Source organism: Agrobacterium deltaense RV3 (assembly GCF_900013505.1).
GTDB lineage: Bacteria > Pseudomonadota > Alphaproteobacteria > Rhizobiales > Rhizobiaceae > Agrobacterium > Agrobacterium leguminum.
Map to the genome: position 1 here is coordinate 1,516,173 of NZ_LT009746.1, position 13,208 is coordinate 1,529,380.

Sequence of the window (13,208 nt, forward strand, 5' to 3'; positions counted from 1 at the left end):
CTCACGCGGAAACCGCCGAGCCTTCGCGCTCGGTCACCACGGCATCGGCGCTGTCTTTTTCTGCGGGCGCCACGCGAGCCCAGCTATTCCAGCCGAGGCGGGCGGGGGCATCGGACTGGCCGAGGCGGCAAAAGGGAATGTCCTCCTTTTTCAGGATCACCTGCACATCGAAATGCAATGCGCTTCCGACGAACAGGCGTGTCAGCGAAAATATCTCCGCAAGCCGTTTCGATCCGGGCGTCAGGGCCAGATAATCCGCATAGGCGACGGGACCGATCACGATCCGGAAACCGCCGCTCATATCTTCGACAGCGCTTCCCGCCGTCGTGTTTTGTCCCAGCCTCAGCCCGGATGCCTGTCCGAGCTGGCTTTGTTCGTGAAGCGGCAAAGCCACCCATCGCCGGCGAAACTGTTCGACATGGACCGGAAGTCCCGTGAATTCACAAAGCATGGAGGTCAGGGCCGAGACATTGCGGTTGCGGCCGGCCAGAAGACCGCTGAAACGCAGGAGCGCATCTTCGCTCACGCCTGCCTTTTCCACCAGACCGGCAGTACAGAACCCGGTGAGTGCAAGCAGGGTTTTGCGAAAACCGTTCTCCCGCTGCTCGGCCGACCAGCGCAATCCCCTTGCGAGGCGGTATTTTTCCGTTGCGGATACGAACAGTTCGCTGAACCTTGCGGCGAACAGATTGAAGAAGCTTGCCAGCGCGCCGGAGCGATTGCGCTCTTCCCGCTGCAACAACTCGCCATAGGCCGGCGGCAGCGAACCGAGCGGCCCGACAATGGGGGCGAAGGCGGATTTCAGTTCGGCCTGGCCGTGTTTGCGGTTGAAGCCGCTGATCGCCAGCGGGGTCGGCTGTGTTCCGCCATGAGCGCCAACGACAATCCCGTCATCCGCCGAAACGAGCTGGGCGACGCGAAACGCGGTGGCGGGCTCAAAACGGCCGGGATCGTCGCTGAGAAGCGCCGCCTGCCGGTCTTTCATGGTTGGCGTCTGCTGTTCCATCCCGGTCTCCTAGAGCAGCGGCCGGTCGGCCGCGCGGGCAGGCCAGCGGGCAATCGGTTTGGAATGGCCGCGCATCGTCGCCGTCAGCCGTGTGAAACTGTTGATCGAGGTGTAGAGCCCGAAGAAATGATTGAGGACATTGGCGAAAACAAATGCGGCGGGCCGGGCTATCAGCGCGGGGTCGAATTCCACGGTGATATCCGTTCCCGGCACCATGGCCGAGCCGATCCGGGCGTGGGAATTCTGCGCCTCGACATTGCTGATCGCCTCCACCAGCTGCCGCGTTTCCGGGCTGTCCCTGAAGGAATAGAGCGAGAGAATGTCCTTCAGCGGCGCGCCGCCGCTGTCGGTGAGGGAGAGATGGTTGAGGAGGAGATGCGAGATCAGCCGCCATTCACGCGCCGAGCGCTCGTTGACGCGGATCGCCGCCGTCGGCGGCATCAGCGCATGGATGGATTTTATAGCCTCATTGCCGGACGAAAGCTGCAGGAAGGGGTGGCCGCCCCCAAAGGGAAGCTGGCTCGGCAGTTCACGATTGATGCACAGCGTATCGATGCTCGCCACCATGTCGAGCGGTCCAAGCGGTCCGCGCTTCTGATCGACGAAGGCGATGTCCGTATCGGAAGAACCGTCGTCATCGAAACGGCGCTGTATCTGCCAGAAAACGTTCGCGCCGTTATTGCGCTGGGTGCGGCCGAAGAACGGGGAGGTCTTTTCCGTCTGCCCGGCGCGGCTGGTCAGTTGAACATTCTCGACGGCATAGATTTCGCGGGTCCGCTGCCGTCGTGCATCCGGCAGCAGCCGGTATTCCGTGCGCGTACCATCGAGGCTCAGCGGTTCGCAGCTCTGTTTGAACAGGTTGATGACCGGCGAGGCGTTCAACACGAAATCCCGGATCGACACCATGCGCTCAAGCTGCGTGTCCGCCGCATCCAGATAGATGTAAAGTTCGCAATCGCTGCCGCTCCATCTTCCCAGCCCGTGGATATCGAGAAAGAGAAATTTCTGCGGCAGCGCGAAGAATTCCGTGAGAAGCCGGTATCCGTCAAAACTGTTGGCCGGATAGGGCAACATGGCCTGATCGCGCATATAGCCGGATGGCGTGAGATTGCCGGCGGGCAGGAAAACGGCTTCCTTGTCCTCGGCGTGCCGCGCAAGCGCCATGCCCACGCAATGATTGGTCAAAAGCTCGTAAAGCGCCGTGGCCTGCTGCCAGGCGGCGGACAGAAAAATCTGAAGCTTCGTCAGACCCATTTCCGGGAAGGTGCCGCCGCGCGGCGCCGTGCTGCGCAGCGAAAGCCGCAGGCAGCTGGCGGCGCCGGCAAACGAGGCCGAAAAAGGCGCGTCGATCGGCTGGCCGGACAGCGTTGCGGCTGCGATTTGCAGCGGCGCGATTTCCACTGCCTGCGTGGTGCGAAAACGGCAGCTTTCGCCGCCAACGGGTTCGGCAAGGATTTCGCTGTGCCGGGGAAGTGTCTGCACGGTTGCGAGCGCCGTGCTTGGGGTGAACTGAACCACGCTCATGGACGGGATCGGCGCAAGATAATGCGGGTAGAGCGTTTCCAAGAGGCTGTCCGACAGTTCGGGAAACTCGTCGTCCAGCTTCTGGCGCACACGGGCGGCGGAATAGGCGAAACTCTGGATCAGCCGCTCGACATGCGGATCGTCGGCGACATCGCCCGTCATGCGCAGCCGGCCGGCGATCTTCGGAAACGCCGCTGCGAAACGCGATGCGCGTTTTCGGAGCGCAAAGAGTTCATCATTGTATTTTTCGAGAAAGCCGTCAGCCATTCGTCGCCTCTACCAGGAAACGCTGCGTTGACGGATCGATCCGGGATTCGAAGCTGATCGGCGGCATGCCTTCCTGAAGACGGAAGCTTGCCTGTATGCGCATGCGAAGCGCCCGGTCGCCATCCGTGCGGTTTTTCAGGATCGTCACATGCACATCGCCAAGGCGGGTTTCGAACAGGGAAATCCGCCGCTCGATGCTGCGTGCAAGCCGCGCCTTGGAGGCATCCGTCACCAGATTGGCCGAAAGAATGCCGTCCACGCCATAGCTCACCAGCGCATCGGACAGTTCCTTCAGCGCCGCCGGCGGACCGGCGGGGTTACGACGGGTATTGAGCAATGCCTCGAGATCGCGGCGGATCACCTCGCGCATCTCGCGCGCCTGATCCTTCAGGCTGACGAGCATATCGGTTTCCGCATCCGGCGCGTCATCGAGCAGCCGGTCCAGAACGGAGCGTGACAGCGTTCTCTGCCGCGCGCGATATTGCTTGAGCGGATCAACCACGGGCGATCTGCCTTTCATCGTCGGAGGCGGCGGAAAGGGAACCGATCTCGTGGAACGGCACCACATCGTCGCCAATCAGCAGGCAGCGCTGGCCTTGCCCGGTTGCCAGAGGCTGGTCTTCCTCGCTCCATCGGGTTTCCCGGCCGAGGAGGAGGCTGACATCGTCCTTCGCACCGTGATAAATGGCCGGAAGCAGTACGGATGCGACCGCGCCGTCGCGCAACGTCAGCTCAGCCCCGCGGAAAGCGAGGTCGCGCGGGCGGCTCATCGGGTCGATGGCGAGGCTTTCTATGCGGCCGTAGTCGATCCACAGGTAGCGACCGCCATTGGTCAGCACTTCCAGCGCATGCGGAATCCGGTCGTCCAGATCGCGAATATCGCCGGCGCTCTTGCCGTTGCGGCCGATCGGCACATTGCCGCGCTTTTCATCGAGTTCAGCCAGCGCGGTTCTGGCGGCATCCGCATCGCCGCTGCGTGCGGCGATATTCGCCCGGATGGCCAGCTGATCGAGTTCGGACGGACCGCCGGGGAAATCCGGCACCGCGCCGGTTTCGAACCACGCATTGCGTGCGGCCATGGCGCGCAGCTGGTGGCGAAAGAGAGAAAAGCCGACGCTTTCCTGCGGCGAGAATGTTGCGGCCAGATTGCATTGCGCATCGGCCTTCTCGTAGTCGCCGGCAAGGACTAGCAGGTCAATGTAGAAATGGCGGCCATCCTTGTCGGCGGGCTTCGTTTTTACGTGTTCGCGCGCAAGACCGATCGCGTCCTGCAGCCGGTCATCGTCGAGAAGGCGGGAAATATCGTCGCGCAGCGTCATGCGGGTATCCTTTGCGGCTCGGCTGAAGACCGGGATGCGGCGGCGGGCGGCATCATGGTTTCGGCAATGAGATGGAAGCTCGTGGAGACGTCATCGAGCTGGAAATGCGGCTGAAGGCGCACGGTGCAGGAGAATGTTCCGGGCTTGCCGGGAACCTCGAAGACGTTGATGCCGGCAGAACGCAGCGGGTAGCGCGTGCGCAGCGCCGCTTCAGCATCGTCATTGCCGAGCGTGTAGGAGGAAAGCCAGCCTTCCAGCTTGCGCTCTATCGTCGAGGCATCGCTGAGCTGGCCGATATCGTCGCGCATGATGACCTTGAGGTAGTGCGAGAACCGGGAGGCGCACAGCACATATTGCAGCATGGCCGCGAGGCGGGCGTTCTGCCTTGCCGCTTCGCTGGAATAATGGCCGGGTGCATGCAGGGACTGGTTGGCGTTGAAGATCGCCATGCCGGAGAGATAGGTGGTGGAGACGGGCACAATGCCGAGATCGGAAAATTGCTGTTCCTGTCCGGTCGTCAGCTGCACCTCGACGGGTGGCTGCGCGGAAAGGCCGTTGCTTTCGATGCCGAGATCGAGCGGCGGCAATTGCCGGGAAGAGAGCATGCCGCCATCCACGGCATCCTGCGTCACACCGCGCAGATCCGCAAACCAGCCGGAATCGACGAAATTGCGCACCACCACCGTTGCAAAAGCGAAGGCGGCATTGCCCCACAGCAGGGTCTCGCCGCTTTCCGCCACATGCTCGCGGAATGGAAATCCGTCATCCCGCCCCCGCGCATAGGGCCTGTAGGGCGAGCGCAGCAAAACGCGCGGCGCGACAAGGCCGACAAAGCGGGAATCGTCGCGTGCGCGAAGCGCATTCCACCGCAGCCGCGATTTATCCTGCTTCAGAGAGGAAAAGTCGTGAACCCGGCTGAGTTCGGCGAAGTCCTGCAGGCCGACGGCGGAAGGTGCTGCCGCCGCGACGAAGGGGCAGAAGGCGGCCGCAGCCACCATGCCGATCTGCGACAGCGTCGTGATGGAATCGGCGCCCTGAAGATCGTCGGGGGAAAAGGCGTAGTCGCCGATCAAAAGGCCGACCGGCTCGCCGCCCGGCATGCCGAATTCGCGATTATAGACGACTTCGAAAAGATGGCTCTGGTCGAAGTCGGTAGCGCGTTCCGTGTTGCGGGCAAGATCGCGCCAGCTGGCGTTCAGCAGCTTCACCTTGACGTCTGCGCCGCGGCCAGCCTCACGCACGACCATGGCCAGACCGCGCCATCTCGCTTCCATCGCCTGAAAATCAGGGTGGTGCAGAATGGCGTTCACCTGGCCGGTCAGCGCATCGTCGATGAGAGCGATGAGCTGGTCGGCGAAAATGCGGGCATCCGGAAAGGACTGATGCGCCATGAGCGGGCTCCGGGTGACGAACGGGGCCGGGGTGGCGGACCACCCCGGTCCGGGCTCAGTTCTTGGACGGAATACGGGCGACCATGCGCAGCGAGGTCGTCAGTTCTTCCATCTGCAACCAGGGCCGCATCCATGCGACCGCATTGTAGGCGCCGGGTTTGCCCGGCACTTCCTGCACGGTCACCTTGGCGTCGCGCAGCGGATATTTCGCCCGGCTTTCTTCGCCCGCTTCGTCATTGGCGTTGACGTAGTTGGCGATCCAGCGATTGAGCCAGACTTCGCAGTCGGACGCTTCCATGAAGGAGCCGATCTTATCGCGGCCCATCACCTTGAGGTAATGCGCGAAGCGCGACGTGGCCATGATATAGGGCAGGCGGGCTGAAACGGCGGCGTTGGCCGTGGCTTCCGGCTTGTCGTAAAGCTTCGGCTTGTGCGCGGTCTGGGCGCCGAAGAACACCGCATAATCCGTGTTCTTGTAGTGGCAGAGCGGCAGGAAGCCGAGTTTGCCGAGTTCGGCGTCGCGGCGGTCGGTGATGCCCACTTCAGTCGGGCATTTCAAATCGAGATCGCCGTCATCGCTGGAGAAGACATGCATGGGCAGGTTTTCCACCTTGCCGCCGTTTTCAGCTCCTCGGATAGCCGTGCACCAGCCGCTTTTTGCGAAGGCATCGGTCAGCTTGGTGCCCATCACGTATGCGGCGTTCATCCAGCAATATTCGTCATGTTCAAGGTCACCATTCACCGCACCCCTGGTTTCGTCGTAGGCGAAATCGTCAATCGGGTTGGTTTTCGGGCCATAGGGCATGCGCGCCAGAACACGCGGCAAAGCGAGCGTGACGAAACGGGAATCGTCGCTTTCGCGGAAACTGCGCCACTTGGCATACTCCACGGTGTCGAAAATCTTCTCCAGATCGCGCGGACGGGCGAGATCGCGATAATCTTCGAAGCCGAACATGTGCGGGCTTGCCGCCGAGATGAACGGAGCGAAAGCCGCCGCCGCAATCGATGAAACGCCCTGAAGCAGCTGTACGTCATCGAAGGAATTGTCGAATTCGTAATCGCCGATGATCGCGCCGAGCGGTTCGCCGCCGGGGGTGCCGAATTCGTCTTCGTAGATCGCCTTGAAGAGGCGCGACTGATCGAATTCCACGGCCTTTTCCAGATCGCGCGCCAGTTCCCGCTTGCCGGCGTTCATGACGCGGATCTTCAGGTTGACGCTCGTTTCGGAATTCTTGACGAGATAGTTGAGCCCGCGCCAGGTGCCTTCAAGCTTGGCGAATTCCGGCGCCTGCATGATGGCGGCGAGCTGTTCGGAAATCGTCCGGTCCAGTTCGGCAATGGCATGGTTGAGGGTGACGGTGAGGTTGCGGTCGTATTTGACCGTTCCTTTCAGCGCCTGGTCTGTCAGCGTGCGCAGAAGATTTTGCGCGCGGTCCGGTTCGGTCTGGCGGGTTGCGGCAACCACCTTGGACAGCAGTCCCTGATCTTCGGCGGTCGTTGCCTGTGCTTCGTTTTTCAGCAGGCTTTCAGCGCTCATGTTTCAGTCCTTCCACATGCGGCTTCGAGAAATGCCGCTTGAACAGTTGAAGCCCCGCAATCGGGGCCGTTCGGGGAGGTTTTCCTCCGCACAGGCGATTATTTGCTCTCGCCGTTCTTTTCCTTGAGTTCGGAAACCAGCGTTGCGAGATCGGTCTTGTTCTGCAGAATATCTTCCAGCATCCGCTCCAGATCTTCCGAACGGTCGGCCTTGGAAAGCAGGTCGCGCAGTTCGTTGCGGGCGTCCAGAAGCGCCTTGAGGGCGGGAACCTGCTGCACCACGGCGCCGGGTTCGAAATCGTCCATGCTTTCGAACTTCAGGTTGACCTGCATGTCCGTGCCGTCTTTCTGCAGCGTGTTGGCAACGGCAATGTTGAGGCCAGGCGTCATGCGGCGCATCACCTCATCGAAATTGTCGCGGTCGATCTGAACGAATTTGCGTTCGCCGAACGGCTTCAGCGGCTGGGTCGGATTGCCCGAGAAATCGCCGAGTACGCCGACGACGAAGGGCAGTTCCTTGACCACCATCGCGCCTTCGGTTTCGACTTCGTATTTGATGTGGACGCGGGGCTTGCGAACCCGTTCCAGCTTTTCGTGTACACTTGCCATTTCAACCTCCTTGATGCCCCTTGGCATGGCTGACTGTTACGGGACGGTGTCTCCGTCCCTTGCCTCGTTATTTTCCGTTGTTGTCTCCACCGGGCTTGATCCCGGCGGCCGTCAGGACTGCATTGCGGGCCTGTGCCTCGGGCAAAAGCTCCGCCAGCAGTTCGGAAAAATCCATGCGTCCCCTGCGAACCAGCGTTTCGATGGAGAGCGAGATCGGCGAATGCGGTTCGGTCCGGCGAAAGTAACGCGCAACCGAAAGAAGAGTTTCAAACGCTTCATCGCGTGAAGATATGCCTTCCGGTGACGTCGTGGGTGTTCGTACCGCCGGTTGCCCGTTGTCGTTGGTTCCAGGGATAGCGGCTGCCGTCTGCTCGACCGGTGCCGGCTCCTGCTCGCGCCCGCCCAGCGTGCGAATGGCCGCAGCAGCTTCGATGAGCGTGTTGCGGATATTGGAACTGGGTGGCGCAGACTGGCCGCAGCGTTCGGAAAGAACCGCCATGATGGCGTCGAAGCTCGAGAGGCAGGCGTTGACCTCGGCCAGATGGGAAGACATGGCGGCAACGCCTGCTTCCGACGCCAGCCGATACAGTTCTTCGCGCCGTTTGCTCTCGTTTGGCCGCTGTGCCAGCTGGAAATCCCAGAGACTGTGCTCTCCAAATTTCCCTCCGGGGATCAGCGGCGCAAGCCGGAGCGGCTGCACAAGCGTTCCTTCGGTGCCGATGCCGTTCAATCCCGCAAAAGGTGCAAATTTTTCCTCATCATTATCGTCGCTGATGGAGCGCAATGAGTCCCAGTGGTTGTAAAAAAGATCGCCACAAAGCTCATAGATTTCTCGCAATCCAGGAAAGCCGCGCAGCCGCAGGCTTGCTTCGGCAAGCCACGCCAATATTTCTATGTCCTTGCTTTCGGAATATATAATCTGCAATCCAAGATTGCTGACACTGTCCCAGCTACTGGAAATCTTTAAGTTATCCTGTGGGGACGCGGCGCGCTCTTCTGTGCGTGCCTGGTTTCTTTCATCCTTAATTCTGTAGTATATTTCACGCGTTCTTGAATCGATGCGGATGTTTTCTCCGCAATCTCCAAAAAACTCTATATCTCTTTTAACATGCGGCGCGTTCAAGAGCAGTCTATCCCCAGAAAATAGTAATGGATTTTTCGCAGTTACTTCCCTTACGTAAGGCTATTCCTCAGACAGACTTATTCAAAATGTGTCTAAATTGTGGCGTCTACTGCCTAATCTAACCCGATAAAAAATAAACTTCGGGGTGGACAACCCGGTTTCATCATCATAGTTATTCCACGTCACGTTGTGGAATGAACCCGGGCAGGAGGCTCATTGCATGTCGCATATCGATCTCAATCGCCTCGTTGAAGCGCTTGAGCCTGACCTGCGCGTCACGCTTGAAGCTGCGGCTTCCGTTGCGGTGCGTATGGGGCACAGGTACGTGGATATCCCGCATTGGCTGCTGGCGGTTGTAGATGCCGGTATCTATGCGAAAACATTCGAGGAATTAAAAATTCCACTTCCGGTATTGCAGGCGGAAATCGGCCGCAGCCTGGAAGAGGCCGTGATCGGCGATGGCGAGGCTTTGTCGCTCTCACAGAACATTCTGACGGCGGGCCGTGAGGCATGGGTTCTCGCGTCGCTGGAGGCCGGGCGCGACCGCGTGACGCTTTGCGATCTGCTTCTGGCGATGGACGAGGAAACCTCGCTTCGCTCTTTCGTCCGCTCGGCATTTCCGTCGCTGAAGGCGATGGATCGCGCGGCTCTCGAACGCCTTCGCAGTTCGGTTGAAGACAGCAGCGGAAGAGAAGTTCCTGCCGCGGCGGCGGGTGCCGCGACGGCCGCCGGCCAGAACGATTTTCTGCGCCTTTACACCCAGGACATGACAGCCGACGCCCGGAACGGCAAGGTCGATCCGGTGATCGGGCGCGATGATGAATTGCGCCAACTCGTTGATATTCTTACGCGCCGTCGTCAGAACAATCCCATTCTGGTGGGTGAGGCCGGCGTTGGCAAAACGGCGGTCGCCGAAGCGCTGGCGCTCGAAATCGCTTCCGGAAATGTGCCGGAAAAATTGCGCAACGTCCGCCTGCTGAACCTCGATATTTCGCTGCTGCAGGCCGGTGCCGGCGTGAAGGGCGAGTTCGAGCGCCGTCTTCATGGCGTGATCGATGCGGTAAAACGCTCGGCCGAGCCGGTCATCCTGTTCATCGACGAGGCGCATGGCCTTGTCGGCGCCGGTGGTACAGCCGGACAGGGCGATGCGGCCAATATTCTCAAGCCCGCTCTGGCGCGCGGCGAAGTGCGCACCGTCGCAGCCACGACCTGGAGCGAATACAAGAAATATTTCGAAAAGGATGCGGCGCTGACGCGTCGTTTCCAGCCCGTGCATGTGCGCGAGCCGGATGAGACGACTGCGATCCGCATGTTGCGCGGTGTCGCCGACAGCTTCGTCAGCCATCATAACGTTGTGGTTCGTGACGAGGCGATTGTGGCGGCCGTGCAATTATCGGCGCGTTACATGCCGGCGCGGCAATTACCGGACAAGGCCGTCAGCCTTCTCGATACGGCTGCGGCCGCCGTTTCGCTGGCGCGGCAGACCCTGCCGGAACGGCTGCGCGCCATGGAAAGCGAGCGGCGTCTTCTGACCGATGAGTTGAACTGGCTTCTGCGTGAACCGCAGGATGACGAGATGCAGAGCCGTATCCACTCGATACGCGACGAAGTCGAGAAGCTCGAGAGCGGGATCGACGATCTGCGCGGCCGTTACGATGCGGAAATGGCTGAACTCAGCGAAGAGCAGCCCGTTGAAACCGGTGCATCGAATGTGTCGCGCCTGCGGCCTGCGGCTGAGACCAAGCCGGCAAATGCCGAAAGACTTGTGCCGACGGTGGTCGACCGTGAAGCAATTGCATCCGTCGTATCGCGCTGGACCGGTATTCCGCTCGGTAAGCTTCTGGCCGACCAGATCGAAAGCGCGCGCACATTGGATGCGCGCATGCGCCAGCGGGTCGTGGGGCAGGATGCTGCAATTACCCGCATTGCCGATGCCATGCGCACCGCCCGTGCCGGATTGTCCGATCCGCGTCGCCCGCCCGCCGTGTTCTTCCTCGTCGGTATGTCCGGAACGGGAAAGACCGAGACGGCGCTGTCGCTCGCCGATCTGCTCTATGGCGGCAACAGCCATCTGACGACGATCAACATGTCGGAGTTCAAGGAGGAGCACAAGGTTTCACTGCTTCTCGGTTCGCCGCCCGGTTATGTCGGTTTCGGCGAAGGCGGCGTGTTGACGGAAGCGGTGCGCCGCCGACCGTTCGGCGTTCTCCTTCTCGATGAGATCGACAAGGCCCATCCCGGCGTCCAGGATATTTTCTATCAGGTGTTCGACAAGGGCGTGCTCCGCGATGGCGAAGGCCGCGATGTCGATTTCAAGAACACCACGATCTTCATGACGGCCAATACCGGTTCGGAGCTGCTGGCCGCGCTTTCCGCCGATCCGGATACGATGCCGGAAGGCGAGGCGCTGGAAGCGCTGCTGATGCCGGAACTGACCAGACAGTTCAAGCCCGCATTCCTCGGGCGCACGATCATCCTGCCCTTCATGCCGCTCGGTGCGGAAGAGCTCGCAAGGATCGTGGATATGCAGATCGGCAAGATCAGGGAACGCGTTCTCGCAACATACGGCGCCGACCTGACCCTTTCCGATACCGCGCGCGACGCGTTGGTGGCGCGCGCCGGTGCAAGTGAAATTGGCGCACGCGCCATTGAAATCATGATCGGCAAGGATCTCCTGCCGCCTCTTTCCAGCTTTTTCCTCGAAAAAGTCATCGCGGGAGAACGCGTGGGCAAGATCGTTGTCGATTTTGGTGAAAACAGGTTCGGCATTCGTGCCGAAGCGGCTGGGGAAACAGATGAATTCGCCGCGCCCGAAGAGGGTGGGGTGGATGAAGTTGCCGCGTCGGAAGGGGCTACCCGACGCATGCGGCATTAGACGAAGGGTAACGCGGCCTCGAAGCAAGAGGTCATTTCAGCTACAGGAGCTTACAGCATGCCAATTTATCTGCAGATTGACGGTATCCAGGGCGACGCCACGCATGAGGAACACCGCAAGTGGATGGACATCGAAGCCATTCACTGGAACGTAGCGCGCAACATGAACACTTCTGCCGGTTCTGCTGCAAACCGCGAAGCATCCGAACCGACCATTTCGGAAGTCATTCTGACCAAGGTTAGCGATTCTTCTTCCACCAAGCTTTTCCAGGAAGCCTGCGCCGGCCGCACTGGCAAGCTCGCAACCATCCATCTGGTGACTACGGGCAATCCGGGCAACACTTATATCGAGTATCTGCTGACGAACACGCTCATCGCGAGCTACTCGGTGGATTCCAGCGGTGACCGTCCGGTGGAAACCATCAAGCTCAACTTCACCAAGATGGAAGTGAAGTACACGCCGTTCGACGACAACAACTCGCCGCAGTCTCCGATGATCGCCTCTTACGATCTGGCGACGACGAAGGCCGCTTGATAGCGACGCGACCCGGTGCCGGTATTTGCCGGCACCGGAACGTTTTCATTGCAGTTTTGCAGCTCACGTCGTGATGTTTCTCATCCACGTTGGACGAGGCGGGTTTTTCATGCGCTCCCTATATGCGTTTTTTGTTTCCGTGCCGGTTGTTCTGGCTCTGTCCGGTCTTTCGCCGGCGGGTGCCGAGGAACGGACTTGGATATTCTCCGGTGCTGAACTCAAGCAGGCCATCGAGGGCAAACTTGCCCCGGAAGTGTCTGATCCGGAAATGCGGCGGCTGGTTTCCGTCGCAAAATCGAGCGCCTATATCGCCGGTGTGGCCGATCTGACAAGCGGATCGGACTGGTGCGGTGCGGGCGCCGTGGCGCCCCATGAACTCACCGACCGGATCTACACCTATCTCGGCGATCTTTCTGCGGAAAAACTGGATGAACAGGCAGCCACTCTCGTGCGGGAGGCGCTCAAGGTCTCCTTTCCCTGTGAGCAGAAAAGTAACTAGTGGGACGAACGATGCGCGTTAACTTTGACACTCTCTATAAGAATTATCCGAGCAGCGACCCGTCGCATCCAAACTATCTCAGCCAGCGTGATCTGTTCACGGAAATCGGCTGGGACGATTTCATCGGCAATCCGAACTATCACAATACCTGCGCCATCCGCGTCAGCATCGCTTTCGTGAAGTCGGGCATCAACATCGTGCCCGCCTCGCACCGCATCCAGAAGGGCCCCTATGCCGGAAAGGGCATAGAGGTGAACATGCGCCGCCTTGCCAGCCTGATGAAGCGGACGAGCTATCTTGGCGAACCCGAGCCTTTCACCCCCGCGACGGCGCGTAACGGTATCGGCGCGCGCAACGGTGTCGTGGCGTTCAACAATATCCCCGGCTACACGGGCGGCGGTCATATCGATCTTGTGCGGGGCGGCTCCGAAGCCACCCAATGCGCTTCGGCCTGCTACTACAATTCGGAAACGATCTGGTTCTGGCCCCTGCAGTCCAGCCGCGGGTCCTGATTAGGAGTATCCC

Annotated in this window: 12 protein-coding genes; 4 read left to right on the forward strand and 8 right to left on the reverse strand. The window is 60.4% G+C overall.

What is annotated here, in order from left to right; genetic code table 11:
• Position 1 precedes the first annotated feature (1 nt).
• From tssG to tssA, 8 genes are all read right to left on the reverse strand, one after another.
• Positions 2-1,006: a type VI secretion system baseplate subunit TssG gene (gene tssG, locus AGR7B_RS21315; RefSeq protein ID WP_080857808.1), complete on the reverse strand. Its 1,005-nt coding sequence runs from the start codon at positions 1,004-1,006 to the stop codon at positions 2-4.
• A 9-nt stretch (positions 1,007-1,015) separates the two neighbouring features.
• Positions 1,016-2,797, reverse strand: coding sequence for a type VI secretion system baseplate subunit TssF (gene tssF / locus AGR7B_RS21320; RefSeq protein ID WP_080857809.1), 1,782 nt, complete (start codon positions 2,795-2,797; stop codon positions 1,016-1,018).
• Positions 2,790-3,299, reverse strand: a complete 510-nt coding sequence (gene tssE / locus AGR7B_RS21325) for a type VI secretion system baseplate subunit TssE (protein WP_080857810.1) — start codon at positions 3,297-3,299, stop codon at positions 2,790-2,792. The genes tssF and tssE overlap by 8 nt, the downstream gene beginning before the upstream one ends.
• A complete protein-coding gene (locus AGR7B_RS21330; protein ID WP_080857811.1) occupies positions 3,292-4,116 on the reverse strand; it encodes a type VI secretion system accessory protein TagJ in 825 nt (274 codons plus the stop codon). Before AGR7B_RS21330 ends, tssE begins: the two co-directional genes overlap by 8 nt.
• Positions 4,113-5,507: a type VI secretion system contractile sheath large subunit gene (tssC, locus tag AGR7B_RS21335; protein WP_080857812.1), complete on the reverse strand. Its 1,395-nt coding sequence runs from the start codon at positions 5,505-5,507 to the stop codon at positions 4,113-4,115. The genes AGR7B_RS21330 and tssC (AGR7B_RS21335) overlap by 4 nt, the downstream gene beginning before the upstream one ends.
• 55 nt (positions 5,508-5,562) lie before the next feature.
• A complete protein-coding gene (gene tssC, locus AGR7B_RS21340) occupies positions 5,563-7,044 on the reverse strand; it encodes a type VI secretion system contractile sheath large subunit (RefSeq protein ID WP_080857813.1) in 1,482 nt (493 codons plus the stop codon).
• A 98-nt stretch (positions 7,045-7,142) separates the two neighbouring features.
• Entirely contained in the window at positions 7,143-7,652 is a 510-nt protein-coding gene (gene tssB / locus AGR7B_RS21345) for a type VI secretion system contractile sheath small subunit (protein WP_078052929.1), read from the reverse strand.
• 67 nt (positions 7,653-7,719) lie between these two features.
• Positions 7,720-8,775 (reverse strand): type VI secretion system protein TssA, encoded by a 1,056-nt coding sequence (gene tssA / locus AGR7B_RS21350; RefSeq protein ID WP_080857814.1) that lies wholly within the window; start codon positions 8,773-8,775, stop codon positions 7,720-7,722.
• A 220-nt stretch (positions 8,776-8,995) separates the two neighbouring features.
• Here tssA and tssH point away from each other — a divergent pair, with 220 nt between their 5' ends.
• From tssH to AGR7B_RS21370, 4 genes are all read left to right on the forward strand, one after another.
• Positions 8,996-11,650, forward strand: coding sequence for a type VI secretion system ATPase TssH (gene tssH / locus AGR7B_RS21355; RefSeq protein WP_080857815.1), 2,655 nt, complete (start codon positions 8,996-8,998; stop codon positions 11,648-11,650).
• A gap of 57 nt (positions 11,651-11,707) precedes the next feature.
• Positions 11,708-12,184, forward strand: a complete 477-nt coding sequence (locus AGR7B_RS21360; RefSeq protein ID WP_003504561.1) for an Hcp family type VI secretion system effector — start codon at positions 11,708-11,710, stop codon at positions 12,182-12,184.
• 109 nt (positions 12,185-12,293) lie between these two features.
• Positions 12,294-12,683, forward strand: coding sequence for a Rap1a/Tai family immunity protein (locus AGR7B_RS21365; RefSeq protein ID WP_065654968.1), 390 nt, complete (start codon positions 12,294-12,296; stop codon positions 12,681-12,683).
• 11 nt (positions 12,684-12,694) lie between these two features.
• Positions 12,695-13,195 carry a type VI secretion system amidase effector protein Tae4 gene (locus AGR7B_RS21370; RefSeq protein ID WP_059761067.1) on the forward strand — a complete coding sequence of 167 codons (501 nt, stop codon included), beginning with the start codon at positions 12,695-12,697 and terminating at the stop codon, positions 13,193-13,195.
• Positions 13,196-13,208: the final 13 nt, after the last annotated feature.

Excerpts from the sequence above, each read along its gene's own strand:
- tssF (WP_080857809.1), bottom strand. The coding sequence starts at position 2,797 with ATGGCTGACGGCTTTCTCGAAAAATACAATGATGAACTCTTTGCGCTC.
- tssC (WP_080857813.1), bottom strand. The coding sequence starts at position 7,044 with ATGAGCGCTGAAAGCCTGCTGAAAAACGAAGCACAGGCAACGACCGCC.
- tssG (WP_080857808.1), bottom strand. The coding sequence starts at position 1,006 with ATGGAACAGCAGACGCCAACCATGAAAGACCGGCAGGCGGCGCTTCTC.
- tssB (WP_078052929.1), bottom strand. The coding sequence starts at position 7,652 with ATGGCAAGTGTACACGAAAAGCTGGAACGGGTTCGCAAGCCCCGCGTC.
- AGR7B_RS21370 (WP_059761067.1), top strand. The coding sequence starts at position 12,695 with ATGCGCGTTAACTTTGACACTCTCTATAAGAATTATCCGAGCAGCGAC.
- tssC (WP_080857812.1), bottom strand. The coding sequence starts at position 5,507 with ATGGCGCATCAGTCCTTTCCGGATGCCCGCATTTTCGCCGACCAGCTC.
- tssH (WP_080857815.1), top strand. The coding sequence starts at position 8,996 with ATGTCGCATATCGATCTCAATCGCCTCGTTGAAGCGCTTGAGCCTGAC.
- AGR7B_RS21330 (WP_080857811.1), bottom strand. The coding sequence starts at position 4,116 with ATGACGCTGCGCGACGATATTTCCCGCCTTCTCGACGATGACCGGCTG.
- AGR7B_RS21360 (WP_003504561.1), top strand. The coding sequence starts at position 11,708 with ATGCCAATTTATCTGCAGATTGACGGTATCCAGGGCGACGCCACGCAT.
- AGR7B_RS21365 (WP_065654968.1), top strand. The coding sequence starts at position 12,294 with ATGCGCTCCCTATATGCGTTTTTTGTTTCCGTGCCGGTTGTTCTGGCT.